The organism is Kribbella sp. NPDC002412 (genome assembly GCF_053592935.1).
Map to the genome: position 1 here is coordinate 243,585 of NZ_JBSFBL010000001.1, position 21,967 is coordinate 265,551.

Annotated in this window: 23 protein-coding genes; 10 read left to right on the forward strand and 13 right to left on the reverse strand. The window is 69.4% G+C overall.

The features are described from left to right. Positions 1-56: 56 nt before the first annotated feature. The 3 genes from ACWCOV_RS01225 to ACWCOV_RS01235 form a co-directional block, all read right to left on the reverse strand. Positions 57-1,073 carry a zinc-dependent alcohol dehydrogenase family protein gene (locus ACWCOV_RS01225; RefSeq protein ID WP_449827196.1) on the reverse strand — a complete coding sequence of 339 codons (1,017 nt, stop codon included), beginning with the start codon at positions 1,071-1,073 and terminating at the stop codon, positions 57-59. A 103-nt stretch (positions 1,074-1,176) separates the two neighbouring features. Then, entirely contained in the window at positions 1,177-2,019 is an 843-nt protein-coding gene (locus ACWCOV_RS01230) for an ABC transporter permease (RefSeq protein ID WP_449827197.1), read from the reverse strand. Continuing rightward, positions 2,016-2,888 carry an ABC transporter ATP-binding protein gene (locus ACWCOV_RS01235; protein ID WP_449827198.1) on the reverse strand — a complete coding sequence of 291 codons (873 nt, stop codon included), beginning with the start codon at positions 2,886-2,888 and terminating at the stop codon, positions 2,016-2,018. Before ACWCOV_RS01235 ends, ACWCOV_RS01230 begins: the two co-directional genes overlap by 4 nt. 182 nt (positions 2,889-3,070) lie before the next feature. On the opposite strand from ACWCOV_RS01235, the gene ACWCOV_RS01240 reads away from it, so the two are divergent. Beyond that, the gene (locus ACWCOV_RS01240) at positions 3,071-3,985 is read left to right on the forward strand and encodes a MarR family transcriptional regulator (protein ID WP_449827199.1); all 915 of its coding nucleotides are present in this window, start codon (positions 3,071-3,073) and stop codon (positions 3,983-3,985) included. On the opposite strand, the gene ACWCOV_RS01245 is transcribed toward ACWCOV_RS01240, so the two are convergent. Continuing rightward, positions 3,978-5,039, reverse strand: coding sequence for a hypothetical protein (locus ACWCOV_RS01245; protein ID WP_449827200.1), 1,062 nt, complete (start codon positions 5,037-5,039; stop codon positions 3,978-3,980). The two genes, ACWCOV_RS01240 and ACWCOV_RS01245, sit on opposite strands and share 8 nt — an antisense overlap. A 12-nt stretch (positions 5,040-5,051) precedes the next feature. After that, positions 5,052-6,164 (reverse strand): NAD(P)/FAD-dependent oxidoreductase, encoded by a 1,113-nt coding sequence (locus ACWCOV_RS01250; RefSeq protein ID WP_449827201.1) that lies wholly within the window; start codon positions 6,162-6,164, stop codon positions 5,052-5,054. A gap of 112 nt (positions 6,165-6,276) precedes the next feature. Between ACWCOV_RS01250 and ACWCOV_RS01255 the strand changes: the two genes are divergently transcribed. After that, complete coding sequence (locus ACWCOV_RS01255; protein WP_449827202.1) at positions 6,277-7,734, forward strand: alpha/beta hydrolase; 1,458 nt, start codon at positions 6,277-6,279, stop codon at positions 7,732-7,734. Here ACWCOV_RS01255 and ACWCOV_RS01260 read toward each other — a convergent pair whose 3' ends face one another. Beyond that, positions 7,735-8,511, reverse strand: a complete 777-nt coding sequence (locus ACWCOV_RS01260) for a hypothetical protein (RefSeq protein ID WP_449827203.1) — start codon at positions 8,509-8,511, stop codon at positions 7,735-7,737. It lies immediately after the preceding gene. 162 nt (positions 8,512-8,673) lie between these two features. After that, entirely contained in the window at positions 8,674-9,408 is a 735-nt protein-coding gene (locus ACWCOV_RS01265; RefSeq protein WP_449827204.1) for a SigB/SigF/SigG family RNA polymerase sigma factor, read from the reverse strand. Positions 9,409-9,613: 205 nt separating this feature from the next. On the opposite strand from ACWCOV_RS01265, the gene ACWCOV_RS01270 reads away from it, so the two are divergent. Together ACWCOV_RS01270 and ACWCOV_RS01275 are read left to right on the forward strand one after the other, a co-directional pair. After that, positions 9,614-10,048 (forward strand): SRPBCC family protein, encoded by a 435-nt coding sequence (locus ACWCOV_RS01270; protein WP_449827205.1) that lies wholly within the window; start codon positions 9,614-9,616, stop codon positions 10,046-10,048. Positions 10,049-10,076: 28 nt separating this feature from the next. After that, positions 10,077-11,588, forward strand: coding sequence for an FAD-dependent oxidoreductase (locus ACWCOV_RS01275; RefSeq protein ID WP_449827206.1), 1,512 nt, complete (start codon positions 10,077-10,079; stop codon positions 11,586-11,588). Positions 11,589-11,757: 169 nt separating this feature from the next. On the opposite strand, the gene ACWCOV_RS01280 is transcribed toward ACWCOV_RS01275, so the two are convergent. Further along, complete coding sequence (locus ACWCOV_RS01280; protein WP_449827207.1) at positions 11,758-12,588, reverse strand: SAM-dependent methyltransferase; 831 nt, start codon at positions 12,586-12,588, stop codon at positions 11,758-11,760. Positions 12,589-13,106: 518 nt separating this feature from the next. Between ACWCOV_RS01280 and ACWCOV_RS01285 the strand changes: the two genes are divergently transcribed. After that, the gene (locus ACWCOV_RS01285) at positions 13,107-13,340 is read left to right on the forward strand and encodes a DUF397 domain-containing protein (RefSeq protein WP_360524982.1); all 234 of its coding nucleotides are present in this window, start codon (positions 13,107-13,109) and stop codon (positions 13,338-13,340) included. 204 nt (positions 13,341-13,544) lie between these two features. On the opposite strand, the gene ACWCOV_RS01290 is transcribed toward ACWCOV_RS01285, so the two are convergent. Next, entirely contained in the window at positions 13,545-13,730 is a 186-nt protein-coding gene (locus ACWCOV_RS01290) for a hypothetical protein (protein ID WP_449827208.1), read from the reverse strand. Positions 13,731-13,759: 29 nt separating this feature from the next. After that, positions 13,760-13,951, reverse strand: coding sequence for a hypothetical protein (locus tag ACWCOV_RS01295; RefSeq protein ID WP_449827209.1), 192 nt, complete (start codon positions 13,949-13,951; stop codon positions 13,760-13,762). Positions 13,952-14,401: 450 nt separating this feature from the next. On the opposite strand from ACWCOV_RS01295, the gene ACWCOV_RS01300 reads away from it, so the two are divergent. Then, entirely contained in the window at positions 14,402-15,274 is an 873-nt protein-coding gene (locus ACWCOV_RS01300; protein WP_449827210.1) for a helix-turn-helix domain-containing protein, read from the forward strand. A 3-nt stretch (positions 15,275-15,277) separates the two neighbouring features. Here ACWCOV_RS01300 and ACWCOV_RS01305 read toward each other — a convergent pair whose 3' ends face one another. The 3 genes from ACWCOV_RS01305 to ACWCOV_RS01315 form a co-directional block, all read right to left on the reverse strand. Beyond that, positions 15,278-15,904, reverse strand: a complete 627-nt coding sequence (locus ACWCOV_RS01305) for a DUF2461 domain-containing protein (protein ID WP_449827211.1) — start codon at positions 15,902-15,904, stop codon at positions 15,278-15,280. Positions 15,905-16,014: 110 nt separating this feature from the next. Continuing rightward, positions 16,015-17,223, reverse strand: a complete 1,209-nt coding sequence (locus tag ACWCOV_RS01310) for an epoxide hydrolase family protein (protein ID WP_449827293.1) — start codon at positions 17,221-17,223, stop codon at positions 16,015-16,017. Beyond that, complete coding sequence (locus ACWCOV_RS01315) at positions 17,169-17,459, reverse strand: hypothetical protein (RefSeq protein ID WP_449827212.1); 291 nt, start codon at positions 17,457-17,459, stop codon at positions 17,169-17,171. The genes ACWCOV_RS01310 and ACWCOV_RS01315 overlap by 55 nt, the downstream gene beginning before the upstream one ends. 292 nt (positions 17,460-17,751) lie before the next feature. On the opposite strand from ACWCOV_RS01315, the gene ACWCOV_RS01320 reads away from it, so the two are divergent. The 4 genes from ACWCOV_RS01320 to ACWCOV_RS01335 are packed head-to-tail and all read left to right on the forward strand — an operon-like array spanning position 17,752 to position 21,959. After that, a complete protein-coding gene (locus ACWCOV_RS01320) occupies positions 17,752-18,942 on the forward strand; it encodes an ROK family protein (protein ID WP_449827213.1) in 1,191 nt (396 codons plus the stop codon). Next, positions 18,939-19,877: a carbohydrate ABC transporter permease gene (locus ACWCOV_RS01325; RefSeq protein ID WP_449827214.1), complete on the forward strand. Its 939-nt coding sequence runs from the start codon at positions 18,939-18,941 to the stop codon at positions 19,875-19,877. The genes ACWCOV_RS01320 and ACWCOV_RS01325 overlap by 4 nt, the downstream gene beginning before the upstream one ends. Continuing rightward, complete coding sequence (locus ACWCOV_RS01330; RefSeq protein ID WP_449827215.1) at positions 19,870-20,694, forward strand: carbohydrate ABC transporter permease; 825 nt, start codon at positions 19,870-19,872, stop codon at positions 20,692-20,694. Before ACWCOV_RS01325 ends, ACWCOV_RS01330 begins: the two co-directional genes overlap by 8 nt. 14 nt (positions 20,695-20,708) lie before the next feature. Next, the gene (locus ACWCOV_RS01335; protein ID WP_449827216.1) at positions 20,709-21,959 is read left to right on the forward strand and encodes an ABC transporter substrate-binding protein; all 1,251 of its coding nucleotides are present in this window, start codon (positions 20,709-20,711) and stop codon (positions 21,957-21,959) included. Positions 21,960-21,967: the final 8 nt, after the last annotated feature.

Consider the following 21,967-nt stretch of genomic DNA (forward strand, 5'->3'; position numbering starts at 1 on the left):
ACCCCACCCCGGATTGAATCTTCACCCAGTTCTAACGAATTACGGCCCCGAACGGTTCAAACGTTAAGTACGGCGACCAGCGAGCCGGCGGCCCGCCCGTGCGCGACGTCGGACAGCGCCCGGTCGACGCTCTCGAACGGGACGACGGTGGTGTGGGCGCGGACCGGCAGCCGGGCGACCAGCCGGAACAGCTCCTCGCCGTCCCGCCGGGTGTTGGAGGTGACGCTGCGCAGGTCGCGCTCGTGGAAGAGCTGACGCTCGTAGTTCAGCGCCGGGACGTCCGTCAGATGGATCCCCGCCACCGAGACCGTCCCGCCGGGCTTCACCGCCTCGAGCGCGTACGGCACGACCTCACCGGCCGGTGAGAACACGATCGCCGAGTCCAACGCGACGGGCGGTCGGTCGGCAGTCTCACCGACGTACGCGGCACCAAGGGAGCGGGCCAGCTCCCGATTCCGCTCGCCGCGGGTCATCACGAACAGTTCGGCGCCCTGTGCGGTCGCGAGCTGGGCCGTGAGGTGCGCACTCGAGCCGAAGCCGTAGATGCCGAGTCGACCGCCCGGCGGCAGGTTCGCCCGCAGCAGCGAGCGGTAGCCGATGATCCCCGCACACAGGAACGGCGCCAGCTCCTCGGCGGGGCGGTCGGCCGGCAGCGCGTACGCGTAGTCCTGCGGCACGACGGCGTACTCGGCGAAACCGCCGTCCGCGTCCCAGCCCGTGTACGACGACCGCGGGCACAGGTTCTCGGATCCCGCGCGGCAGAACTCGCACGACCCGCAGGTCCCGCGCAACCACGCGATCCCGACCCGATCCCCCACTTCGAACCGCTCAGCCCCGGCCGCTCGCCCGACCACCGATCCCACTACCTGATGACCGGGTACGACGCCCGGCCGCCGCGGCTCCAGGTCCCCCTCACACAGGTGCAGGTCCGTCCGGCAGATCCCGCACACCTCGACCTTGACCAGCACCTCCCCCGGCCCCGCTTCCGGCACCGTACGGCGCTCCCGCCGCAACGACCCGCCGTCGATCGGCCCGGGCCGCCGCACCGCCCACACGTCCATCTGGTCGCCCATCCCCCGACCATCTCAGACGTTCAGCCGCCGGTCTCCTGCCGCCACCACGGTTCCTCCTCGCCGAGATCGGGCGGGCGGGCTCAACACACCTTTCACAATGCTTTCAGGCGACCCGCTGCAGCGCTCGTTCCCGGCGCTCGGCGACCTTCGAGCCGGACTCCCGCCGGGCCATCCGGCGCAGTACGACGGGCGCGACGGCCAGCCCGATCCCGGCCCAGACGCCGAGCGCCGCGGCCGTCTCCAGGTGCCGCCAGGAGGCGTCGATCTCGACCACGACCGCGCTGTCGGGCAGCAGCGCCGACCGCATCCCGAGGCCCATCCAGTAGATCGGACCGAGCTGGCCGATCCATTCCAGCCAGTCCGGCAGCGCGGTGATCGGGTAGAAGATGCCGGAGATCGCGATCAGGCCGAGCACCGGGAGCTGGATCAGCCCCTGGGACCGGGCGGTGGTGAAGACCGAGCCGAGGACCGCGCCGATCGGCAGCGTCGCGACCATCCCGAGCACCAGCACCCACACCAGGGTCAGCCACCCGGCGGCCGAGCCGAGCGCGAGCCCGTCCACGATGAACAGGCCGGGGATCAGCAGGATGACCAGGTCGGCGAGCGTCCCGCCGGCCACCGAGACGACCTTGCCGACGAGGTAGCCCGGCATCCCGTTCGGGGTCGCCTTGGCCCGCAGCAGGGTGCCGTCCTCGCGGTCCGCGGTGAGCTGCTGGCTCATGCTGACCATGCCCATCGCCGCGTTCATGCCCAGGATGCTCGGCAACGCGAGCGCACCGAGCAGGAACCCGGTGGAGCCGAAGTCGCGGTCCCGCAGGAAGAACAACGCGACCAGCATCAGCACCGGCCAGAGGAAGTGGCTGAACAGCTCGGGTCCGTTGGTGAAGGACTGGCGCAGCTCGATCAGGCCGCGTTTCCAGCCGGCCCGGACGGCGGACGCGTTCATGCCACCGGCTCCTTTCCGCGCACCAGCGCGAGATACGTGTCTTCCAGGGAGGCCCGCCGTACCTCGAGTTCTCGGACGGCGGCGCCGTACTGGCCGAAGAGGCCGCGGACGAACTCTGTCGAGTCGGCGGTGGACTTGCGGTGGTGCTGTCCGTCGAGGGTCCAGCGGACCTCGTCCTCGCCGGCGATCAGCGCGGTCAGCTCGGCCGGCGAACCTGCGGCCACGATCCGGCCGTCGGTGAGGATCAGGATGCGGTGCGCAAGCTTGCTGGCCTCGTCCAGGTCGTGGGTGGTGAGCAGGATCGTGGTCGCGTGCTCGGCGGCGAGGCGTCGTACCAGGTCATGGAACTCGTGGCGGGCCTGTGGGTCGAAGCCGGTGGTCGGCTCGTCCAGGAACAGGACCTCGGGCCGGCCGACGATCCCGATCGCGACGTCGAGGCGGCGCCGCTGGCCGCCGGACAGGGTCTTGATCCTCTGGCCCGCGTGCTCGGTGAGGCCGACTGCCGCCAGCAGCTCGTCGGTGTCCCACGGCCGGTCGATGGTGCTCGTCGAGTACGGCGCGTAGTACGTACCGAGGTGGTGCAGCAGCTCCCGGACTCGCCAGTTGCCGTGGTCGCGCCAGGACTGCAGCACGATGCCGAGCCGCGACCGCCAGCGCTCGTCTCCATGGGCCGGGTCGACGCCGAGCACCTCGAGCGTCCCGGCCGACCGCAGCCGGAATCCCTCCAGGATCTCGATGGTCGTGCTCTTCCCGGCACCGTTCGGGCCGAGCAGGGCGACGACCTCGCCGTGCCGGGCCTGGAACGAGACGTCGTGCAGGACCTCGATGTCGCCGTAGCGCATCCGCAGGCCGTCCACTGCCAGCACCATGGGCGGCTCCTTTCGTTTTCCGATCCCTGAAAGCTACGTTGCGTTCAGGTACCCGGCAACGCACGAAAGGGCGAAAGGCCCTGACTTTCTTGGCGAAACCTGGCAATCTGTGCAATGACGATGAGATCGAATGCAATCGGACGTTGCAATGACCTGACGATGAACGCACCGAGGAGGCGCCGATGCCGGGTGGCAGGCTGACGCACGAGGATCGGCGGCGGATCGCGGAGGGCCTGGAGTCCGGGCTCGGGTACGCCGAGATCGCCCGGGAGCTGGATCGGCCGACGTCGACCGTCAGCCGCGAGGTCGCCCGCAACGGCGGCGCCCAGGGCTACCGGGCTGACCACGCCCACTACGCGACCAGCTCACGGGCCCGGCGCAGCAGGCCGGCCGGTCCGGACACCTCGCCGGCCGATGGGGACCGGGCGGTCGTGCAGGACTTCGCCGAGCGGTTCGCCGCGATGATGGTCGACGGCGGGGTCCCGCGGATGGCGGCTCGCGTGCTCGCGCAGCTGTACACGGCCGACTCCAGCAGCCTGACCGCGTCCGAGCTCGTCCAGGTCCTGCGGGTCAGCCCGGCGTCGGTCTCGAAGGCGGTCGGCTATCTCGAGCAGGTCGGCATGATCCACCGCGAGCCCGACCCACGCCGCCGGCTGCAGCACTACATCATCGCCGAGGACGTCTGGGTGCACGCCTGGAAGGTGAGCGCCCGGACCAACCTGAACTGGGCCGAGACCGCCGCCGAAGGCGCCGAGCTCCTCGGCCCCGAATCACCTGCCGGCGTGCGCCTGGGCAAGATGGCCGACTTCTTCCACCGCCTGGGCGAGGACATGGCCGGCGGGCCGGCCTTCGAGGTCATCGACGACGCCTTCACCGTGCTCGCCGCGCTTCTGCACGCTCCCCGTCCGCTCACCGCCGACGAGCTGGCCGGAGCCCTGGGGTGGGCACCTGAGCGCATCACCGAGGCACTCCTCAACGCGACCAAGTACGCCGAGTACACCGACCCGGTCGTCCTCGATCAGCCGACGCCGGACACCTACACGGCCGTGCCGACTCCCACCCGGCTCTCCCCGGACCAGCTGGCAGCGCTCAGCTAGGGCCCGGGTACGGGTGCAGGCCGGCTGGATACTCGTTGCCGTGGGCCACCAGCCAGCCGGCCGAGTCCACGATCAGCGCGGCGGTGATGTCGAAGGCGTTCAGGCTGTCACCGTCCCCCGCCGCCAGGTTGGCCACGTGCCCGCCGGCGAACAGCAGGATCTCCCGGCCGCCGACCCGATGACTCGTGACCGACGGGATCGCCGGCGCACCGGCGCCCAGGGCCGCGAGGTCGATCTCGTCCGGGGAGTGACCGGCGTTGACGATCAGGCACCCGTCCTTCAGGCCGCTGATCACGTCCGCGGAGACGGTCCCGGTCCGCCCGGTCGCGGTGACCACGATGTCGGCCCGGTCGCCGCCGAGTCCGACGACCTCGAAGCCGTCGTACGACGCGACCAGGGCGCGCGCCGGATCGACCTCGGCGACTTGCACGATCGCGCCGAGGCCCCGCGCGGTCCGGGCCAGGCCGGCGCCGACTTCGCCGTACCCGACGACCAGGACGTCGAGGCCGTTCAGCGAGAGCTGCGTCCGGGCGACGACCGTGTGCCAGGTGCTCGTGCCGACCGTGAACCGGTTGTGCAACTGGTTCTTCAGCGGTACGCCGTCCAGGTCGAACACCGGGTAGGACAACGCCAGCCCGGCGACCCGGTTGAGCCCGGTCCGCGTCATCTCGATCCCCGCGACCACGCCGTCGTACCCGCGCGCCGCCGCCTCGACCACGATGTCGCCGCCCATCTCGACGGTGTGCGTCGGCCCCCACTCGACACAGGCGCCTGGGTCGGTGACCTCGATCCCCCAGGTCTCGACCAGTCGCTGGACGTCGGGCCGGGTCGTCGCCGGGTCGGCGGGATGCACGATCACAGCGGCGCCGGCCTCCCGGTACGCCTGGAGGAACAGCGCGGACTTCAGATCGAGGTGCGCGGTGACCGCGAGCCGCACGGACGCCATGTCCGGCAACCGCCCGGCCGCCGCCGCGGTTCGCCGCATCCAGCGCCGCGCCCACGCCAGCCGCTGCTCGAGCTCAACCCCTTGCCACGCAGTCGTCGGAAAGTCCACCCGCTCACGATGTCACACGACGAGCGAGCGCAGCAGGCGGCCGGTGATGAGGCCGTCGGCGAGGCCGAGCTCGACCAGGTCGTCGAAAATCGCCTGGTCGGCCGCGGCCGCGCGGATACCGGCGTTGAGGACGCGGGCGCTGCGGGTCAGCTGGGCGGTGAGCGCGGTGTGCCGAAGGTGCTTCGCCAGGAGACGGCTCGTTTGGCGACGGTACGACGTACCAGCGTCGGTGCTGTTGTCGCGCAGGGCCTCGGCGACCGCTCGGCCGGCCAGCAAACCGGTCGCGACGGCGTAGTAGATGCCCTCGCCGGTCATCGGGTTGATCAGCCCGGCGGCGTCACCGGCGAGCATCACCGGGCCGCGCTGCGGACGCCAGGACCAGCTCGAGAGCGGCAGGTGATGACCCCACCAGGACTTCCCGCCGTCGGTCGCTCCCGGCAGTAGCTCCTCCAGGTGCGCGAGCAGGTCGGCTCGGGTGGGGCGCGGGCGACTGGCCGTCAGCTGCTCGCCGTACCCGACGTTCGACCAGCCGTCGCCGCGGTCGAAGGACCAGGCGTACGACGGTTGCCGGCCCGGGCCGTAAGCGATCACTTGACTCGCCGCCCGGTCCGACGGGGTCGGTGCGTACCCACGGATCGCGAGCGCGACCGGCCCCGGCGGCACCCCGAGATCCCGCCGTACGACGGAGTGCGCGCCGTCCGCACCGACGACGAACCGGGCCTCGAGCTCACCGTCCACGGTGATGGAGTCCCTGGCGATCCGGATCCCGCGGACGCGCCGCCGGACCAGGTCGGCTCCCGCCGCTTGGGCCGCCTCGGCGAGCCGCTGGTCGAAGACGGTCCGCGGCACCACCCAGTTCGGCCGGGCCATGTCGCGGTCGACTCCGACCGCGCCGCGGGTCAGCGTGAACCGCCGTACCGGCGTCCAGTCGTCGACGATCCCGGTGACGCCGACCTCGGCGAGCAGGTCGAACACGTGTGGTGCGATCCCATCCCCGCACGCCTTGTCCCGCGGGAAGTCGTACCGATCCAGGAGCAGCACCGACAAGCCGGGATCCACGGCCAACGCCCCCAACGCCGCCGAAGCCCCAGCCGGCCCCGCCCCGACCACCACGAGATCCCACACGCCTCCCAGTGTCGCGAAGCGGTAGCGCGCACGCGACCTCCAAGCGGGTCTCAGGCGCACTGTGCCGGGGCTCGCCGATCTCTAGCGTCAAGAGTGACTTCGAGGAGGATCGATGAAACTGCTACTGGTCTTGGCGCTGTTGTCGGGTACGGCACATGCCACGGAAGAACCACCGCCCGCGATTCAATGGCGGCAGTGTCAGCTCAACGCGGCCGACGCCGAGGGCGCTGAGCTGGATCGGGCCGGCGCGAAGTGTGGTGAGCTGAAGGTGCCGCTCGACTACAGCCGGCCGGACGGGCCGAAGATCACCATCGCGATGTCGCGGCTGAAGGCGACCGGTGACCGGATCGGCGCGATGGTGCTCAACGACGGCGGTCCGGGTGGTCCCGGCCTGACCATGCCGCTGCGGCTGCGCGTCGCGATGAAGGAAGCCGGGTCGCGGTACGACCTGATCGGACTCGATCCGCGGTTCGTCGGTCGCAGTACCCCAGTGGACTGCAAGCTGCCGGTGGCGGGCTGGCCGTGGTCCGGCGGCAGCGACCGGTCGTCGTTCGTGCGTTCCACTCGCCAGCAGGCCGACATCGCCGCCCAGTGCGCCAAGAACGCGGGATCGGTGCTGCAGTACATCACCACCCGGAACACTGCGCGGGACATCGACCAGGTCCGGATCGCGCTCGGCGAGGAAAAGATCTCGTACCTCGGCTACTCGTACGGCACCTATCTCGGCGCGGTCTACCTGCAACTGTTCCCCGGCCGCACGGATCGTGTCCTCCTGGACGGACCGATGGATCCGTCGAAGTACGGACCGCAACTGCTACGGGAGGTCGGCCCGGCGAACGAGGCCGCGTTGCGCGCCTGGGCGAGCTGGGCGGCTGCCCGGCACTCGACGTACCAGCTGGGTACGACGACCGCGCAGGTGCTGGCCAAGATCGACCGGATCTACCGGATGACAGCCGAGAAGGGGTTGCGGATCGGGACGTACACGCTCGACGAAGGCTCGATGCCGATGGTGCTGTTCGGGCCGCTGGCGGACGACCGTGATCCGGCCCGGGCGACCTACGCCGAGTTCGTGCAGACGTTGCTCAAGGCCACCAACGGGCCGGTCGAGCCGGGCGAGAAGCTCGGCGGGTTCCTCGAGTTGCTGCTGACTCCGGCGTTCTCGCAGCTCGTCAGCGCGCAGATCGCCATCCCGTGCGGCGACCGGGCGGTGTCGCGGGATCCGCAGACCTACTGGCGCGACATCCAGAAGCACCGGCGCGACGAGCCGTACTTCGGCTCACTGACCCGGATGATCTCGCCGTGCGCGTTCTGGCCGGTGCGGCCGCAGGAGCCGCCGACCCGGATCGCGAACCAGGAGCCGGCCCTGATCGTCGCGGCCGACGGCGACCCGCGCGCGATCTACGCGAACGCCGCGCAACTGCAGAAGGGCCTGACCAAGGCGCGCCTGCTGACCCTGAAGAACGCGCGCAAGCACGGCATCTTCGGTGAGTACGGCAACGACTGCGTCGACAACCGCGTCGTGTCCTACCTGATCACCGGCCGCCTCCCAGCCACCGACCAGACGTGCTAGCTACCGCCCCGGACGCCGGCCGGGTTTGTGAGCACGGCGGACAGCGGTACGACGTACCCGCGGGACCAACCGGTCGGCGTGGCCGGTGGACTCGCTCGCGGTGACCGGACGGGCCTCCTCGAGGTCCACGATCTTCGGCGGCGGCGGGACGTAGATGTGGATCGTCTCCTCGTCGTCCGGGGACGGTGGCGGTGGTGGCGCCGGGACCGGCGCGGGCTCGGCGCGAGCGGCGGACTCCTTGCTCACCCGGGGCCTGGGCGCCGCCACCGCCGCCGCGGCGACCGGGACCGGGACCGGGCGGCGCGCCAGCTTGGTCCGCAGCTCGAGGCCGAGCGCGTCGATCAACTTGCTGACGGCAACGATCGAGATGGCGACCGAGACCACCGTGCACCCGGCGAACAGCACCGCCTGGCCGCCGGCGCCCCAGTTCGACGGGTCGGTCCGGCGCATCGCGGCGAGCATCGCCACCACGACGGCGTTCGTGAGGCCGAAGGCGACGGCCACGCCGACGGTGCGCAGCAGCACCGCGCGCTCCAGCCCGACGTCGTCGGCCGCCGCGACCAGGCCGGCGATCAGCCCGGCCAGGACCGGCACGGTGTAGACCAGCGCCAGCGTGAGCCCGGGACTCGCGATCAGGTAGAAGACGTCGAAGACCAGCGCCGTTCCGGTCAACGCGGCCGCGAAGCAGATCACCATCGGCGGGTACGACCGCACGATGGCGACCGCGTCCGCGGGCACCGTCCTGAACATCCGGAACGCCAAGACCACCGACTCCATCCGTCGTTTCCCCCATTGTGCAACCACCCGGGGCCCGGCGTGACCATCCCGGACGGGTGAGTCCTCACCATGAGCACGGAGAGATGAACGACGCACGACCGCCCGGCGTCACGGCGCAGCCGGCACCTGCCCGGGGTTGCCCCGGGCAAGCACCGGCATGGACTACGCCGCGGCGGGGAGGGGTGTCAGCTTGGCGCGGAGGTCGTCCAGGATCTTGCGCAGGACGCGGGAGACCTGCATCTGGCTGACGCCGATGTCGCGGCCGATCTCGGACTGGGTCCAGCCCTCGACGAACCGCAGCTGCAGGATCCGGCGTTCGCGCGGCCCGAGCTCGGACAGCACCGGCTGCAGCATCTCGACCGTCTCCAGCTGGTCGATGCTGCCGTCCTCGGTGTCGGCGACGACGTCGGCCAGCGTCAGGTCGGCGTCCACGTCCGACGGACGGTCGAGCGACAGGACGTTGAAACAACCCTTGGCAGCGAGCGCTTGCTCGACCTCGGTGACCTCGACGTCCAGGTGCTCGGCGATCTCGGCCGGGGTGGGCTCGCGGTTCAGCTGCTGCTCGAGCAGCGGCAGCTTGGTGGCGATCGTGCCCTGCATCTCCTGCAGCCGGCGCGGGATCCGCACCGTCCACGCGCAGTCGCGGAAGTAGCGTTTCACCTCGCCCCGGATGGTCGGGATGGCGAACCCGATGAACGGTGTGTCGGCGTCGAGGCGGTAGTGGTGGGCGGCCTTCACCAGGCCCAGGTACGCGACCTGCTCCAGGTCGTCGGCCTCGGCGCCGCGGCCGCGAAACCGGCGCGCGATCCCGCGAGCCATCTCGATGTTGAGCTCGACGACCTGTTCGAGCAGCTGCTGGCGCTCGTCCTCGTCGGTGCTGGCAGCCCTGCGTTCCATCAGCTTTCGGGTGGCTGCTTCCCGGGCGGCCCGGTCGGCCGCGGTCGAACAATGAACAGGAACCTGCTGATCTACGGTGACCATTTGGTATGACCTCGCGACAGTGAGTCACGGCGTGGCACGTATCTGGACCACGGTCATGCCTGCTTGAAGCCCGTACCCAACCGGTCCAGATGTCATGCGTCGGCCTGGGTACCGGCCCTCCATGACGGAGAACGAGTGGTTGATCCGCGCGCCGGTGGCCGACGTGTTCGCGGTCCTGACCGACGGGTGGACGTACGCGTCCTGGGTGGTCGGGGCATCCCGGGTGCGGGCTGTCGAGGAGGGGTTCCCGCAACCCGGTCACAGCCTGCACCACTCGGTCGGGATCTGGCCGCTGGTCATCGACGACACCACCACGGTCCAGCAGTACGAGCCGCTGCGCTTCCTGCAACTCCGCGTGCGCGCCTGGCCGACCGGCGAGGGGCAGGTGGAGTTCGTCGCCACTGACCGTGACGGCTTCTGCCACCTGATCATGCGCGAGCAGGCAGTCAAGGGACCGGCCGCCGCGCTCCCGCACAACCTGCTCGCCCCGATCCTGAGCATCCGCAACCACGAGACCCTCCGCCGGCTCGCCCTCCTGGTCGAGCGGCAGCACTGAGATCGCCCCGCGCGGGTACCGGAACCACATGACGACGCAAGGTTCCGTGTGGCTCGCGACCGCGACGATTCCGCAGTACGACAGCATCCTCGCCGACAAGCACGCCGACGTGGTCGTGGTCGGCGCCGGCGTGATCGGACTGACCACCGCGTTGCACCTCCAGGAGGAGGGCGCGGACGTCGTACTGCTGGAGGCCGGCCGGGTCGGCGGGCGGACCAGCGGCAACACCACCGGAAAGGTCACGTCCCAGCACGGCGCGATCTACGCCGACCTGCTCGATCGGCACGGTCCCGGCAAGGCGGGCCAGTACGCGGCCGCCAACCAGGCCGCCGTCGAGGAGGTCGCCGCCCTGGTGGACCGGCTCGGCATCGACTGCGAGCTCACCCGTTCGCCGGCCTTCGTCTACTCGTCGGCACCCGAGTCGACGCTGCGCCGCGAGGCCGATGTCGCGGCCGCGCTCGGGCTCCCGGCCCGCTTCGCCGACCCGGACGAGCTCGACCTGCCGTTGAAGGTCGCCGAGGTCGTCCGCTTCGATGACCAGGTCCAGCTCCACCCGGCCCAGTACGTGGCCGGGCTCGCGACCGCGTTCACCCAGGCCGGCGGCCGGATCTTCGAGAACAGCCGGGTGACCGAGCTGAACACCGACCACGACATCCAGGCAGTGACCGCGCTGGGCCCGCTGGTCCGCGCCAACCACGCGGTCGTGGCGACCCTGCTGCCGTTCGGGCTCACCGGCGGGTACTTCGCGCGGACCAGTCCGAGTCAGTCGCAGGGCATCGCCGTACGGCTGCCGGTCGAAGCGCCGCGCGGGATGGCGATCTCTGTCGACTCGTCCGTGCGGTCGACCCGTCCGTGGCCGGGCGGCGGCCCGAACGGGCTGATCGTCGTCGGCAGCGACGAGGACAGCGACGCCGCGTCGACGTACCAGAACCTGGTCGACTGGGTCGGCGACGCGTGGGGCTTCGAGGCCGTGCCGGAGTACCGCTGGTCGGCGCACGACTACAGCACGCCGGACCTGCTCCCGTTCGTCGGCAAGGCGCCGGGGTCCCCGGTCCTGGTTGCCACCGGCATGAACAAGTGGGGCCTGAGCAACGGAACCGTTGCCGCCGGCATTCTCCGCGACCTGGTCCTCGACCGCGACAACCCGACGGCGAGCCTGTACGACGCCGGCCGGATCGGCGACGTCCAGGCCGTGGCGAAACTGGTGAAGGACAACCTCCACGTCGGCAAGGAGTTCGCGAGCGGGCACCTGGGCCGGCTGAAGGGCGGACTCGACCACCTCGAGGTCGGCCAGGGCGGCCTGCTCACTCTCGAGGACGGCAGCACCGTCGGCGGCTACCGCGACCACGACGGCGAGCTCCACACCGTCGACCCGGTCTGCACCCACCTCGGCTGCCCGCTGCGCTGGAACGCCGCCGACACCACCTGGGACTGCAACTGCCACGGCTCCCGCTTCAGCTACACCGGCCAGAACCTCGACGGCCCGGCCACCAAGCCGCTCACTTCGCCGCAATCAGAGCCTGCGGAGCCGCCTGCTTGATCCGGGTCCGGAGCCAGCTCAACTGAGCCGCTGTCTCCGCCTGACACGACTTGACCGTCTTCAGGAGCTCGCCGTCGGACCTTGCCGATCCGCGCCGGCCCTTCCATCCACCCGCATGCGAAAGGCGCGCGCCCCGGTGCCGGGACGCGCGCCTCGCGGAGTGCTGGGGTCAGGCTTCCTTCTTGGCGATACCCGCCATCAGGATGCGCTGGTAGGGCTGCAGGTCCTCGACGGCCGGGATGTCGCCCTCGGGGTCCTCCGGGAACCAGCGGGCCAGGAAGTCCAGGCCCGGCGGGATCAGCGGCATGCCGAGGAAGTGCTGCTCGATCCGCTCCGGGGTCCGGATCCACCCGTTGCCGAGGCTCTCCAGGCCGGCCCGCTCCATGCCCTTCTGCAGCGGCTCACCGGTGTCGACGAAGTCGGTGATGAACAGGTAGCTGCCCGGGACGAGCGCGTCCATGATCGTCCGGACCCACTCGTCCGGCTTCTCGTCGTCGTGGAAGTGCATGTGCAGCCCGACGACCATCAGCGCGATCGGGCGGCTGAAGTCCAGGTGGTCCTTGATGTCCTGGTTGTCCAGGATCTCCTGGGGCTGCCGCAGGTCCGCGGTCACCACGATGGTGCTGTGGTTGGTCGCCAGCAGCGCCCGGCCGTGCGCGAGCACGATCGGGTCGTTGTCGACGTACGCGACCTTGGCCTGCGGGTTGATCTCCTGCGCCGCCTCGTGGGTGTTCTTCTGCGTCGGCAGGCCGCTGCCGATGTCGAGGAACTGGTCGATACCGGCCCGGCGGGCCAGGTACTGCACGCCCTTCACCAGCGCCTGCCGGTTCTCGATCGCGCAGCGACCGGCGTCCGGGACGTACTTCAGGTAGAGCCCCGCGCCTTCCCGGTCGGCGGCGAAGTTGTCTTTACCACCAAGCAGTGCGTCGTAGACGCGAGCGATGGTCGGTTGGGAAGTGTCGAACTCCGGGTTCGGATCCGAAGTGTCGGAAGTCGCCATCGGCGCAGCCTTCGTGTCGGGGGAATTCTGGACTGTCATCGTAGGGCAGTTGCGGACCTGTTGGAGCACTGGTTCGGCGCTGCGGGTGTGTTGGTCCGAAAGTCGGCCGAAGCAACCGCTCGATTCGCTGATTCGTCAAGCAGAGAAGCCTTTTCGGATCACCCGAAGGTCCTGACAAACGGGCAGCCCGCCAGCCTCCACCCCCTACTTTCCCCACCCGCACATCCCCCAACCCAGAACAGTCCGCCGACCAGCCCTTCAGTACTGCTGCCGGGCCTCTCTTCACCGCTCACGCCCCGGGGGGCGGAGTGACTCCTGCCCTCGGGTCCGGAGTGACTCCTGCCTTTGGCGCGGGACGGCGCGGGAAACCGGTCACGTGCGGCGACTACGGAGGGGGTTCGGCCAGGGTTTCGGGCACACGGCGTAACGGAGCGGACACATCGTCGCCAAACGTGTACGATGCAAATGCAAGGCCAAATGCACGTGCATATGCCAAAGACGTACGGAAGGTGCAGCTGATGACTGCTGTCTACAACGGCATGCCCGGCGACTCGATCACCGAGCTGAACTGGCGGAAGAGTCAGCGGAGTGGCCCGAACGGCAACTGCGTAGAGGTCGCGAAGCTGCCGGGCGGCGGCGTGGCGATGCGGAACTCGCGTCACACCGACGGGCCGGCGCTGGTGTTCACCAAGGCCGAGATCGAGGCGTTCCTCGGCGGCGTCAACGACGGGGAGTTCGACGACCTCGTCTGAACTTCACCGCAAGCAAGAGGCCCCTTCGCCAGGCGAGTGACGAAGGGGCCTCTTCTTGTCTGCGGTGAATCAACCGGCGGCAGTACGGCGCCCCGCCGCGGACGCGAGCGCGTCCGGCAGAGCGCCGTACAGGACCGTAGGAGAACAGCAAAGGCCGACCCTCCGGCAAGGGTCGGCCTTTGCTGTGGTTGGGGCAGGCAGCGACTACTGGACGGTGAGCGGCCAGAGCTGCTCGCTCGGCAGCTCGTTCGCCGTCCCGCCGGCCGAATTGTCAACGGTGATTCGCAAACCGGTGAACTTCGGCGTCATCACCCGCTGGTAGCGCGACGCGCGGTCGGGCTCGGCAAGGTACTCGGCGATCAGGTGGTCTCCCAGCCAGATCCGCACCATCTTTCGGCCTCCTGCTGCTCGGTCGGTGGTCATGGGGCCAAGCTCACGATCGGATCGCCGTCGAGTTGACGGACGCCGCGCAGCCAGCCCTCGAAGGCCCAGCGCTGTTGCTCGGGGCAACGCGCGACCAGCTCCTGGATCTCCCGCTCGGTCAGCTCGTCGGGCGCGCGTCCGCTCATGTCGGCGGTGTGCTCGGCTGCCTCACTGTCGTCGTCGTTCATCGACTCGGGTTCCCCAACCAGTCATGTCGGCGCTTGCGCCCCGACGGTCTGTAGGACCGGCCCGCCGGATCACGCGATGTCACGTTTCGCGAGATTCAGCTCACCTTCTGTGCATGAATCAATCATGGCGTCGGCACGCTGCGAATGCAAGCGTCGGATGCACGTGCATCCGCACGTTTTCCACTTCGTGACCCGAAAACTTGGGTTTCCGCCTGCGGACGACCTCCCGGCGGCCCGTCGAACACCGTTCGACGACGATCCGCCACGCTAATTTGTCATGACAAATACGATCTGCCTGACCGGTTCACCACTACGCTGTGTGATCGTGGATGTGGCGGCTGACGGCTTATGTAAGAACTTCGGCAGATTGCCGCTCGTCCATGCGATGATGTCTCCCTGCGGAGTGGTGTCGCCGCTGAGCCGAGCTGCTGGGGGCTGTGGGAGGTGGGTGTGACCGAGTCGGGCGCGCAAAGCGGGCCGACTGCGCTCCGGATCATCCTCGGGGCGCATCTGCGACGGATGCGGGAGGCGGCGGGGATCAGCCGCTCCGACGCAGGCTGGGAGATCCGCTCGTCGGAGTCCAAGGTCAGCCGGATGGAGCTCGGCCGTGTCGGCTTCAAGGAGCGCGACGTCAGCGACCTGCTCACGCTGTACGGCCTGGACGACGGCGAAGAGCGCGAGCGACTGCTGTCCCTCGCGCGCGACGCGAACAACCCCGGCTGGTGGCACCGCTTCGGCGACGTGTTGCCGAGCTGGTTCCACTCCTACCTGGACCTCGAGTCCGCCGCCCAGCTGATCCGTACCTACGAGCTGCAGTTCGTCCCCGGCCTGCTGCAGACACCGGAGTACGTGCGAGCCGTCGTCCAGCTCGGCCGCGGCCTGATCCCGGCCGACGAGGTCGAGCGCCGCGTCGCGCTGCGGGTGAACCGGCAGGGCATCCTCACCCGGCCCGACCCGGTGCGGCTGTGGGCCGTCGTCGACGAGTCGGTGCTGCGCCGGCCGATCGGTGGCGTGAAGGCGATGCGGCTGCAGCTGGAGCACCTGCTCGAAGCCACCCACATGCCGAACCTGACGCTCCAGGTGATGGAGTTCGAGGGCGGCGGCCACGCCGCGACCGGCGGCGCCTACAGCATCCTGCGTTTCCCGGAGCAGGACCTGCCGGACATCGTCTACATCGAGCACCTGACCAGTGCGCTGTATCTGGACAAGCTCGAGGACCTGGACCGCTACACGGCCACCATGGAAGCGCTGTGCGTCGCGGCCCCGCCGCCGAACAAGACGCGCGACATCCTCTCCCGCATCCTGCACACGTACGACGACTGACGTTCAGCTGTTGTCGGTCAGCCAGGTGATCAGCGGCTTGGTCGCCCGCCAGTCGGCGCGCACCAGGTCGGCGAGCTCGGGAGTGTGGATCACCGGCTCGAAGCCGTAGGACTTCCCGACCGTCAGCGACTTGTGCCGGAGCAGGTCGATCCGCGGATGGTCCGCGTCGTACCCGCGCGGACTGGTCTTCAGCTTCTCGCCGCCGACCTCCCAGCCGGCCCCGGTGAGGTCGGCCAGCAACCGCTCGAGCTGCTTGCCGCGCCGGTCGTCGTCGATCGCCGTCCGGACCCGGCCGAGCCGCTCCGAGCTCGCCTCGTAGAACCCCGCCGCGACCCGCACGCCGGGCGCCGAGACCTGCACGTACCACCCGGTCGACGGCGCGACGTCGATGAACGCGCCCTGATGCGTCTTGTACGGCGTCTTGTCGCGGGCGAACCGCACGTCCCGGTACGGCCGGAACAGCTTCGCCGGGCCGAACTCCTCCTCCAGCTCCGCCAGCAGTGCCGCCATCGGAGTGCGGACCGACTCCTCGTAGACGTGCTTGTGCGCCGTCCAGAACGTCTTGGTGTTGTCCATCTCGAGGTCGTCGTAGAAGTCCAGCGCGGCGGCCGGGAAACCCGTGAAACTCATGCCGTCACGATAGTTCGCGCCGGATTGATTGTTTGCGCCGCGGGTACCGGATCGTCTGCCGACCGAGCAGGTGCGCCGGCAAAGACCTGGCGCATGCCGGCGCACCGCATTCAGTCCAGCGACCTGAAGAACGCCCGGATGTCGTCGACCAGGATCCCGGGTTGTTCGAGCGCGGCGAAGTGACCGCCGTGCGGGTGGCTGGTCCAGCGGACGACGTTGTTCGTCCGGCCCGCGATGTGGCGCAGCGGGATGAAGTTGTCGTGCGCAAGGTCCAGCAATGCGGTCGGGGTGGCAGACGGCTCCGGTGGCTGACCCCAGTACGGCGCGTGCGCGCGCTCGTAGTAGGTGCGGCCGGCGGATCCCGCCGTACGCGTGAGCCAGTAGAGCATCACATTGGTGAGCAGCAGGTCGCGGTCGATGGTGCTCGCCGGATCCGACCATTCCGCGAACTTCTCGGCGATCCAGGCCAGCTGACCGACCGGTGAGTCGGTGAGCGCGTAAGCCAGTGTCTGCGGTCGCGTCGATTGCAGGTCGGCGTACCCCTGCCTGTCCTTCGCCCACTCCTGATACCGCCGCCACGACGCCCACGTGCGTTCGCGCTCGACAGGGTCGAGCGGCTCCAGCTCTTGCGGTGTCGGCTCGGCGGTCGCGCCCGCGCCGGGGATGAGATTGAGATGTACGCCGACCACCTGCTCAGGGTGGATCCGGCCAAGCTCCCGTGAGATCCCGCCGCCCCAGTCGCCGCCTTGCACGCCGTAACGCTGGTAGCCGAGGCGGCTCATCAGCTCCGACCAGGCTTCGGCGACGCGGAGCAGCTCCCAGCCGGTCTCGCGGGTCGGTCCGGACAACGGGAATCCGGGGATGCTCGGGATCACCACGTGGAAGGCGTCGGCCGGGTCACCGCCGTACGCGCGGGGATCGGACAGCGGACCGGCGACGTGGGTGAACTCGACGAACGAGCCCGGCCAGCCGTGGGTCAGGAGGAGCGGAGTCGCGTCCGGCTCGGGTGAGCGGAGGTGGGCGAAGTGGACGTTGGCGCCGTCGATGGTGGTCGTGTACTGCGGCCACTCGTTCAGGCGCCGCTCGGCGTTGCGCCAGTCGTAGTCGTGACGCCAGTACTCGACCAGATCCCGCAGATAGGCCTTGGGTACGCCGTACGCCCAGCCGACGCCGGGGAGCTCGTCCGGCCAGCGCGTCAGGTCGAGGCGTGTGCGCAGGTCGACCAGTTCGCTGTCCGGCACGTCCAGCCGGAACGGGTCGATGCTCAGGCGCTGGCCTTGTCGCGGACGACCTTCACGGCCGCTGCGGCGATCAGGCAGAGCACGCCCGCGCTGATCACGATCGTGACCAGCGTGCCGGCGCTGTTCAGGGCGTTGTCGCACGCCATCGGGGTGATGCCGGCGGCCGGCTGGAACGCGGAGCCGCAGACGGTGCCACCGGCCGAGACCGACCGGAAGCCGAGTGCCACCCCGCCGAGCGTGATGACCACTCCGGCGATGGCAAGAATCTTGTTCAGCGTCGTCACGACGATCCCGGCGTCGTTGATCGTGGGCATGCCGACGGCACGCCCCGTGAGCCCCGTTGCACTTCGTTCACTCCTGACCTCGACTGACCACCCGGAATCGAACTTACGGTCCGGCGCCGGGTGATCCCCACTCGGGCGGGCGGTCAGCACTGATTCTTCACACAGTCCTTACTCAGGACATGACCGGCCGTGACGATCGTCTCAGAGTGCGATGTGGCGCCGATCATGCACCCCGGGACAGCCCCTTGACAGATCTCCACCGGCGGTGCTTACTTTTGGACTAAATTTAGTGCCGAAGTAAGTGCGCAGCGGAGGTGGGGAAGTGACAGGTCAGGGGCCGCGGGGCGATCTGGTGCCGTCCGGGATCGTCGCACTGCTGGGCACCCGGGGGCCGACGTCGCGGACCGACATCGCGCGCAGTCTCGGGCTCAGCCCGGCGACCGTCACTCAGGTGACGAAGGACCTGATCGCGCGCGGCGTGGTCGAGGAGCTCGAGTCCGTGCCGTCGAACGGCGGCCGGCCGGCCCGGCTGCTCGGCCTGGTCAGCCAGGCGGGAGTGGCGATCGGCGCCAAGGTCACCGCCGACCACGTCGCCGTCGTCACGGTCGAGCTCGACGGGACGGTCCGCGCCACCCGGTCGCATCCCTACGACCCGAGCAGCAGCGAGGCGATCCCCCAGCTGGGCCGGATCCTCGCGGCATCGGTCGCTGATCTGGACGACCGGCTGCTCGGGGTCGGCGTCGGCGTACCCGGTTCGGTCGACTCGCAGGCGTCCGGGATCGTCGACGCGCCGACATTGTCCTGGCGGTCCGCGCCGGTCGGCCCGGTGCTGCGCCAGGCCATCGGAACGCCGGTGCTGGTCGACAACGACGTGAACACGCTGGCCGCGGCCGAGCGCCTGTACGGGATCGGTCGTGACCATTCGGCGTACCTGGTGGTGACGATCGGACGCGGGATCGGCTGCGGGATCGTCGTCGACGGTGGGATCTACCGCGGCGCCAACGGCGGCGCCGGCGAGATCGGGCACATCCCGGTCTGGGCGTCCGGCGGTGACGAGCCGGTGTGCACGTGTGGCTCGACGGGCTGCCTCGAGGCCTACATTGGCGTCGAGGGTCTGCTGCGTACGGCGCGGGTGCGCTGTGGAATCGGGTCGCTCGACGAACTGTTGCTTGCGGCAACCGCAGGCGACGCGGAGGCGCAGGCGGTCTACGCAGCGGCGGGTGAGCTGCTCGGGCGAGCGCTGGCCGGTGTCATCCACACCGTCGACCCGGAGGTCGTCGTACTGCTGGGTGAAGGGGTGGACGGATGGGAGTTCTGGGAGACCGGGTTCGAGCCGTCGTTCCGGCGATCGTTGCTGCCGGCCCGCAAAGGCGTGCCCGTGGTGGTCGAGCCGTGGACCGAGGACCAGTGGGCGCGCGGCGCGGCGTCGCTGGTGCTGGCGTCGCCCTTCGACTCGACCGGCAACGGCGGCGAGCAGGGCCGGATGGTCCGCGCGCGGCTGGGGGCGTCGTGAGTACGGCGACGTTGCCACGACCGGACGTGGTCACGCCGGCGCGGCCTGGTTCCGGTCGGCGGGCGATGGGGTGGAAGAAGCTCGGGTGGGTGCTGTTCTTCCTGCTGCCGAGCGCCATCCCGTTGTTTGTGTTCACGCTCGTGCCGATGATCTCGAGCCTGTGGGTCAGCCTGCACAAGTGGAACCTGATCTCGCCGATGGAGTGGGTCGGGCTCGACAACTACACCAACCTGCTCACCGATCCGATGACCCGGCGGGTGTTCCTGCACACGCTGCTCTACGTCGCCGGCTATCTCCCGCTGGTGTACGTCGGTGGTCTCGGGCTGGCGCTCGCGCTCAACCAGAAGCTGAAGGGCCGGGCTTTCCTGCGGGCGACGTACTTCCTGCCGGTCGTGACCAGCTGGGTGGTCGTCGCGCTGGTCTGGAAGTGGCTGCTGAACCCGGCCAACGGCCTGGTCAACCAGTTGCTCGGGGCAATCGGGTTGCCGGAACCCGGCTGGTGGACCGACCCGCAGTGGGCGCTGCCCGCGGTGATCCTCTCGTCGGCCTGGAAGGACCTCGGGTTCGTGATGGTGATCCTGCTGGCCGGGCTGCAGTCGATCCCGTCCGACGTCTACGAGGCGGCGACCGTGGACGGGGCGAGCGGCTGGCAGCGGTTCTGGCGGATCACGCTGCCGCTGCTGTCGCCGTCCACCTTCTTCGTGGTGGTGATCTCACTGATCAACGGCTTCCAGGTCTTCGACCAGGTGTACGTGATGACCGCCGGCGGGCCGGCCGGCTCCAGCCAGGTGGTGGTCGGGCAGATCTACGACCTGACCTTCCGGTACGGACGCGCCGGCGAGGCGTCCGCGCTGTCCTGGATCCTGTTCGCGCTGATCCTGGTGATCACGGTGATCCAGATCCGCGGCCAGCGGAAGTGGGTGCACTATGCGTGACACCCGCTCGCTTCCGCGCCGGATCGCCTTGTACGTCGCGGTTCTGGCCGGCGCAGCGATCATGCTGTTCCCGTTCCTGTGGACCGTGATCACCTCGATCACGCCGGAGGGATCGCTCGCCGACGGGCCCACGCTGATTGTCGACAATCCGACTGTCGACGCGTATCGGACCCTGCTCGACGCGATGCCGATCTGGCGGATCCTGGTCAACTCGCTGCTGATCGCGATCGCGTCAACGGTGTTCCAGCTCGTCACCGGGTCGATGGCGGCGTACGCGTTCGCCCGGTTGCGGTTCCCGTTGAAGAACGCGATCTTCGGCTGCTACCTGGCGACGCTGATGGTGCCGCTGCAGGTGCTCGTCGTACCGCTGTTCATCGAGATGAAGACGCTCAACCTGCAGGACACGTACTTCGCGCTGCTGGCGCCGACGATCGCGTCCGCGTTCGGGGTGTTCCTGCTCCGGCAGGCGGTCACCGCCGTACCGAACGAACTGGACGAGGCGGCCACCATCGACGGGGCCGGGCACCTGCGCATCTTCACCACCATCGTGCTGCCGCTGATCCGGCCGGCGCTGGCCACCGTCGCGGTGTTCGCGTTCATGGGCAGCTGGAACAGCTTCCTCTGGCCGCTCGTCGTGATCCGGTCTCCGGAGTTCATGACACTGCCGCTCGGACTGGCCACGCTGCAGGGCCAGTTCACCACCCAGTGGGACGTCGTGATGGCGGGCTCCGTCGTCTCGATCGTGCCGATCGCAATCGTCTACCTGCTCGCGCAGCGCCACATCATCGCCGGTGTCGCACACACCGGCATCAAGTAGGAGGGGAACCACACATGCGTTCACTGAAGCTAGCTGCCGCCGGCCTCGCCGGTGTGCTCGCGCTGACTGCCTGCGGGCAGGGGTCCGCGACCAAGGAAGCGGCCGCGCCGGACGGCAAGGCCGTCGTGCGGTACATGAACTTCTCCGCCAACGACGGCCACGAGAAGGACCTGACCGCGATCGTCAACGCCTTCCAGACCGCCAACCCGGACATCACCGTCCAGGTCGAGACCGTTCCGTACGCGAACTACTTCACGAAGCTGCAGACTGCCGTGGCTGGTGGCACGGCAGCCGACACGTTCGAGCTCAACTACGAGAACTTCGTGACGTACGCGAAGAACGGGTCGCTCGCGGAGCTGAAGGACGTCGACTCGTCGGTCTACAAGAAGTCGCTGTACGACGCGTTCACGGCCGACGGGAAGCAGTACGGCGTACCGGAGTCGTTCTCGAACGTCGTCCTGTTCTACAACAAGACGTTGTTCAAGCAGGCCGGGGTGGCTGAGCCGACCGCGTCGTGGACGTGGAAGGACGAGCAGGCCGCGGCCGCGAAGCTGACCAACAAGGGCGCCAAGGTGTGGGGCGACTACCAGCCGGTGTCGTACAACGAGTTCTACAAGGTGCTCGCGCAGAACGGCGGCGAGTTCCTGAACGCGGACCGGACCGAGGCGACGTTCAACTCGCCGCAGGGCGTCGAGGCGGCGAGGTTCCTGATCGACAAGGTCGGCAAGACGATGCCGACCGAGGCGGACGGCGCCGGTACGCCGGACTTCGACTCGAAGCTGTTCAAGTCCGGCAAGCTCGCGATGTGGCACACCGGGATCTGGATGTTCTCGGCGCTCGCGGACGCGAAGTTCGACTGGGACGTCGTGGTCGAGCCCGGGAACACGCAGAAGGCGTCGGCGATGTTCGTGAACGGCCTGGTGGTGAACGCCGCGTCGAAGAACGCCGAGGCCGCGCAGAAGTGGATCACCTTCCTCGCGTCCTCCGACGAGACCACCAAGACCCGTCTGGCCACCTCGTGGGAGCTCCCGCCGGTCGCGGACGAGTCGAAGCTGACGCCGTACCTCCAGCAACCGAAGCCCGCCAACCGCGAGGCCGTCTTCACCGCCCTGGAGGAGACCGTCCTCCCGCCCGTGGTCGAACGCCAGCAGGAAATGCAGGACCTGGTCACCCAAGAACTGACCTCCGCGGCCGCCGGCCGCAAAACAGTTGAGAAGGCCCTCGCCGACGCCCAAACCAAGGTGAACGGACTCCTCAAGAAGTGATTGGCGCG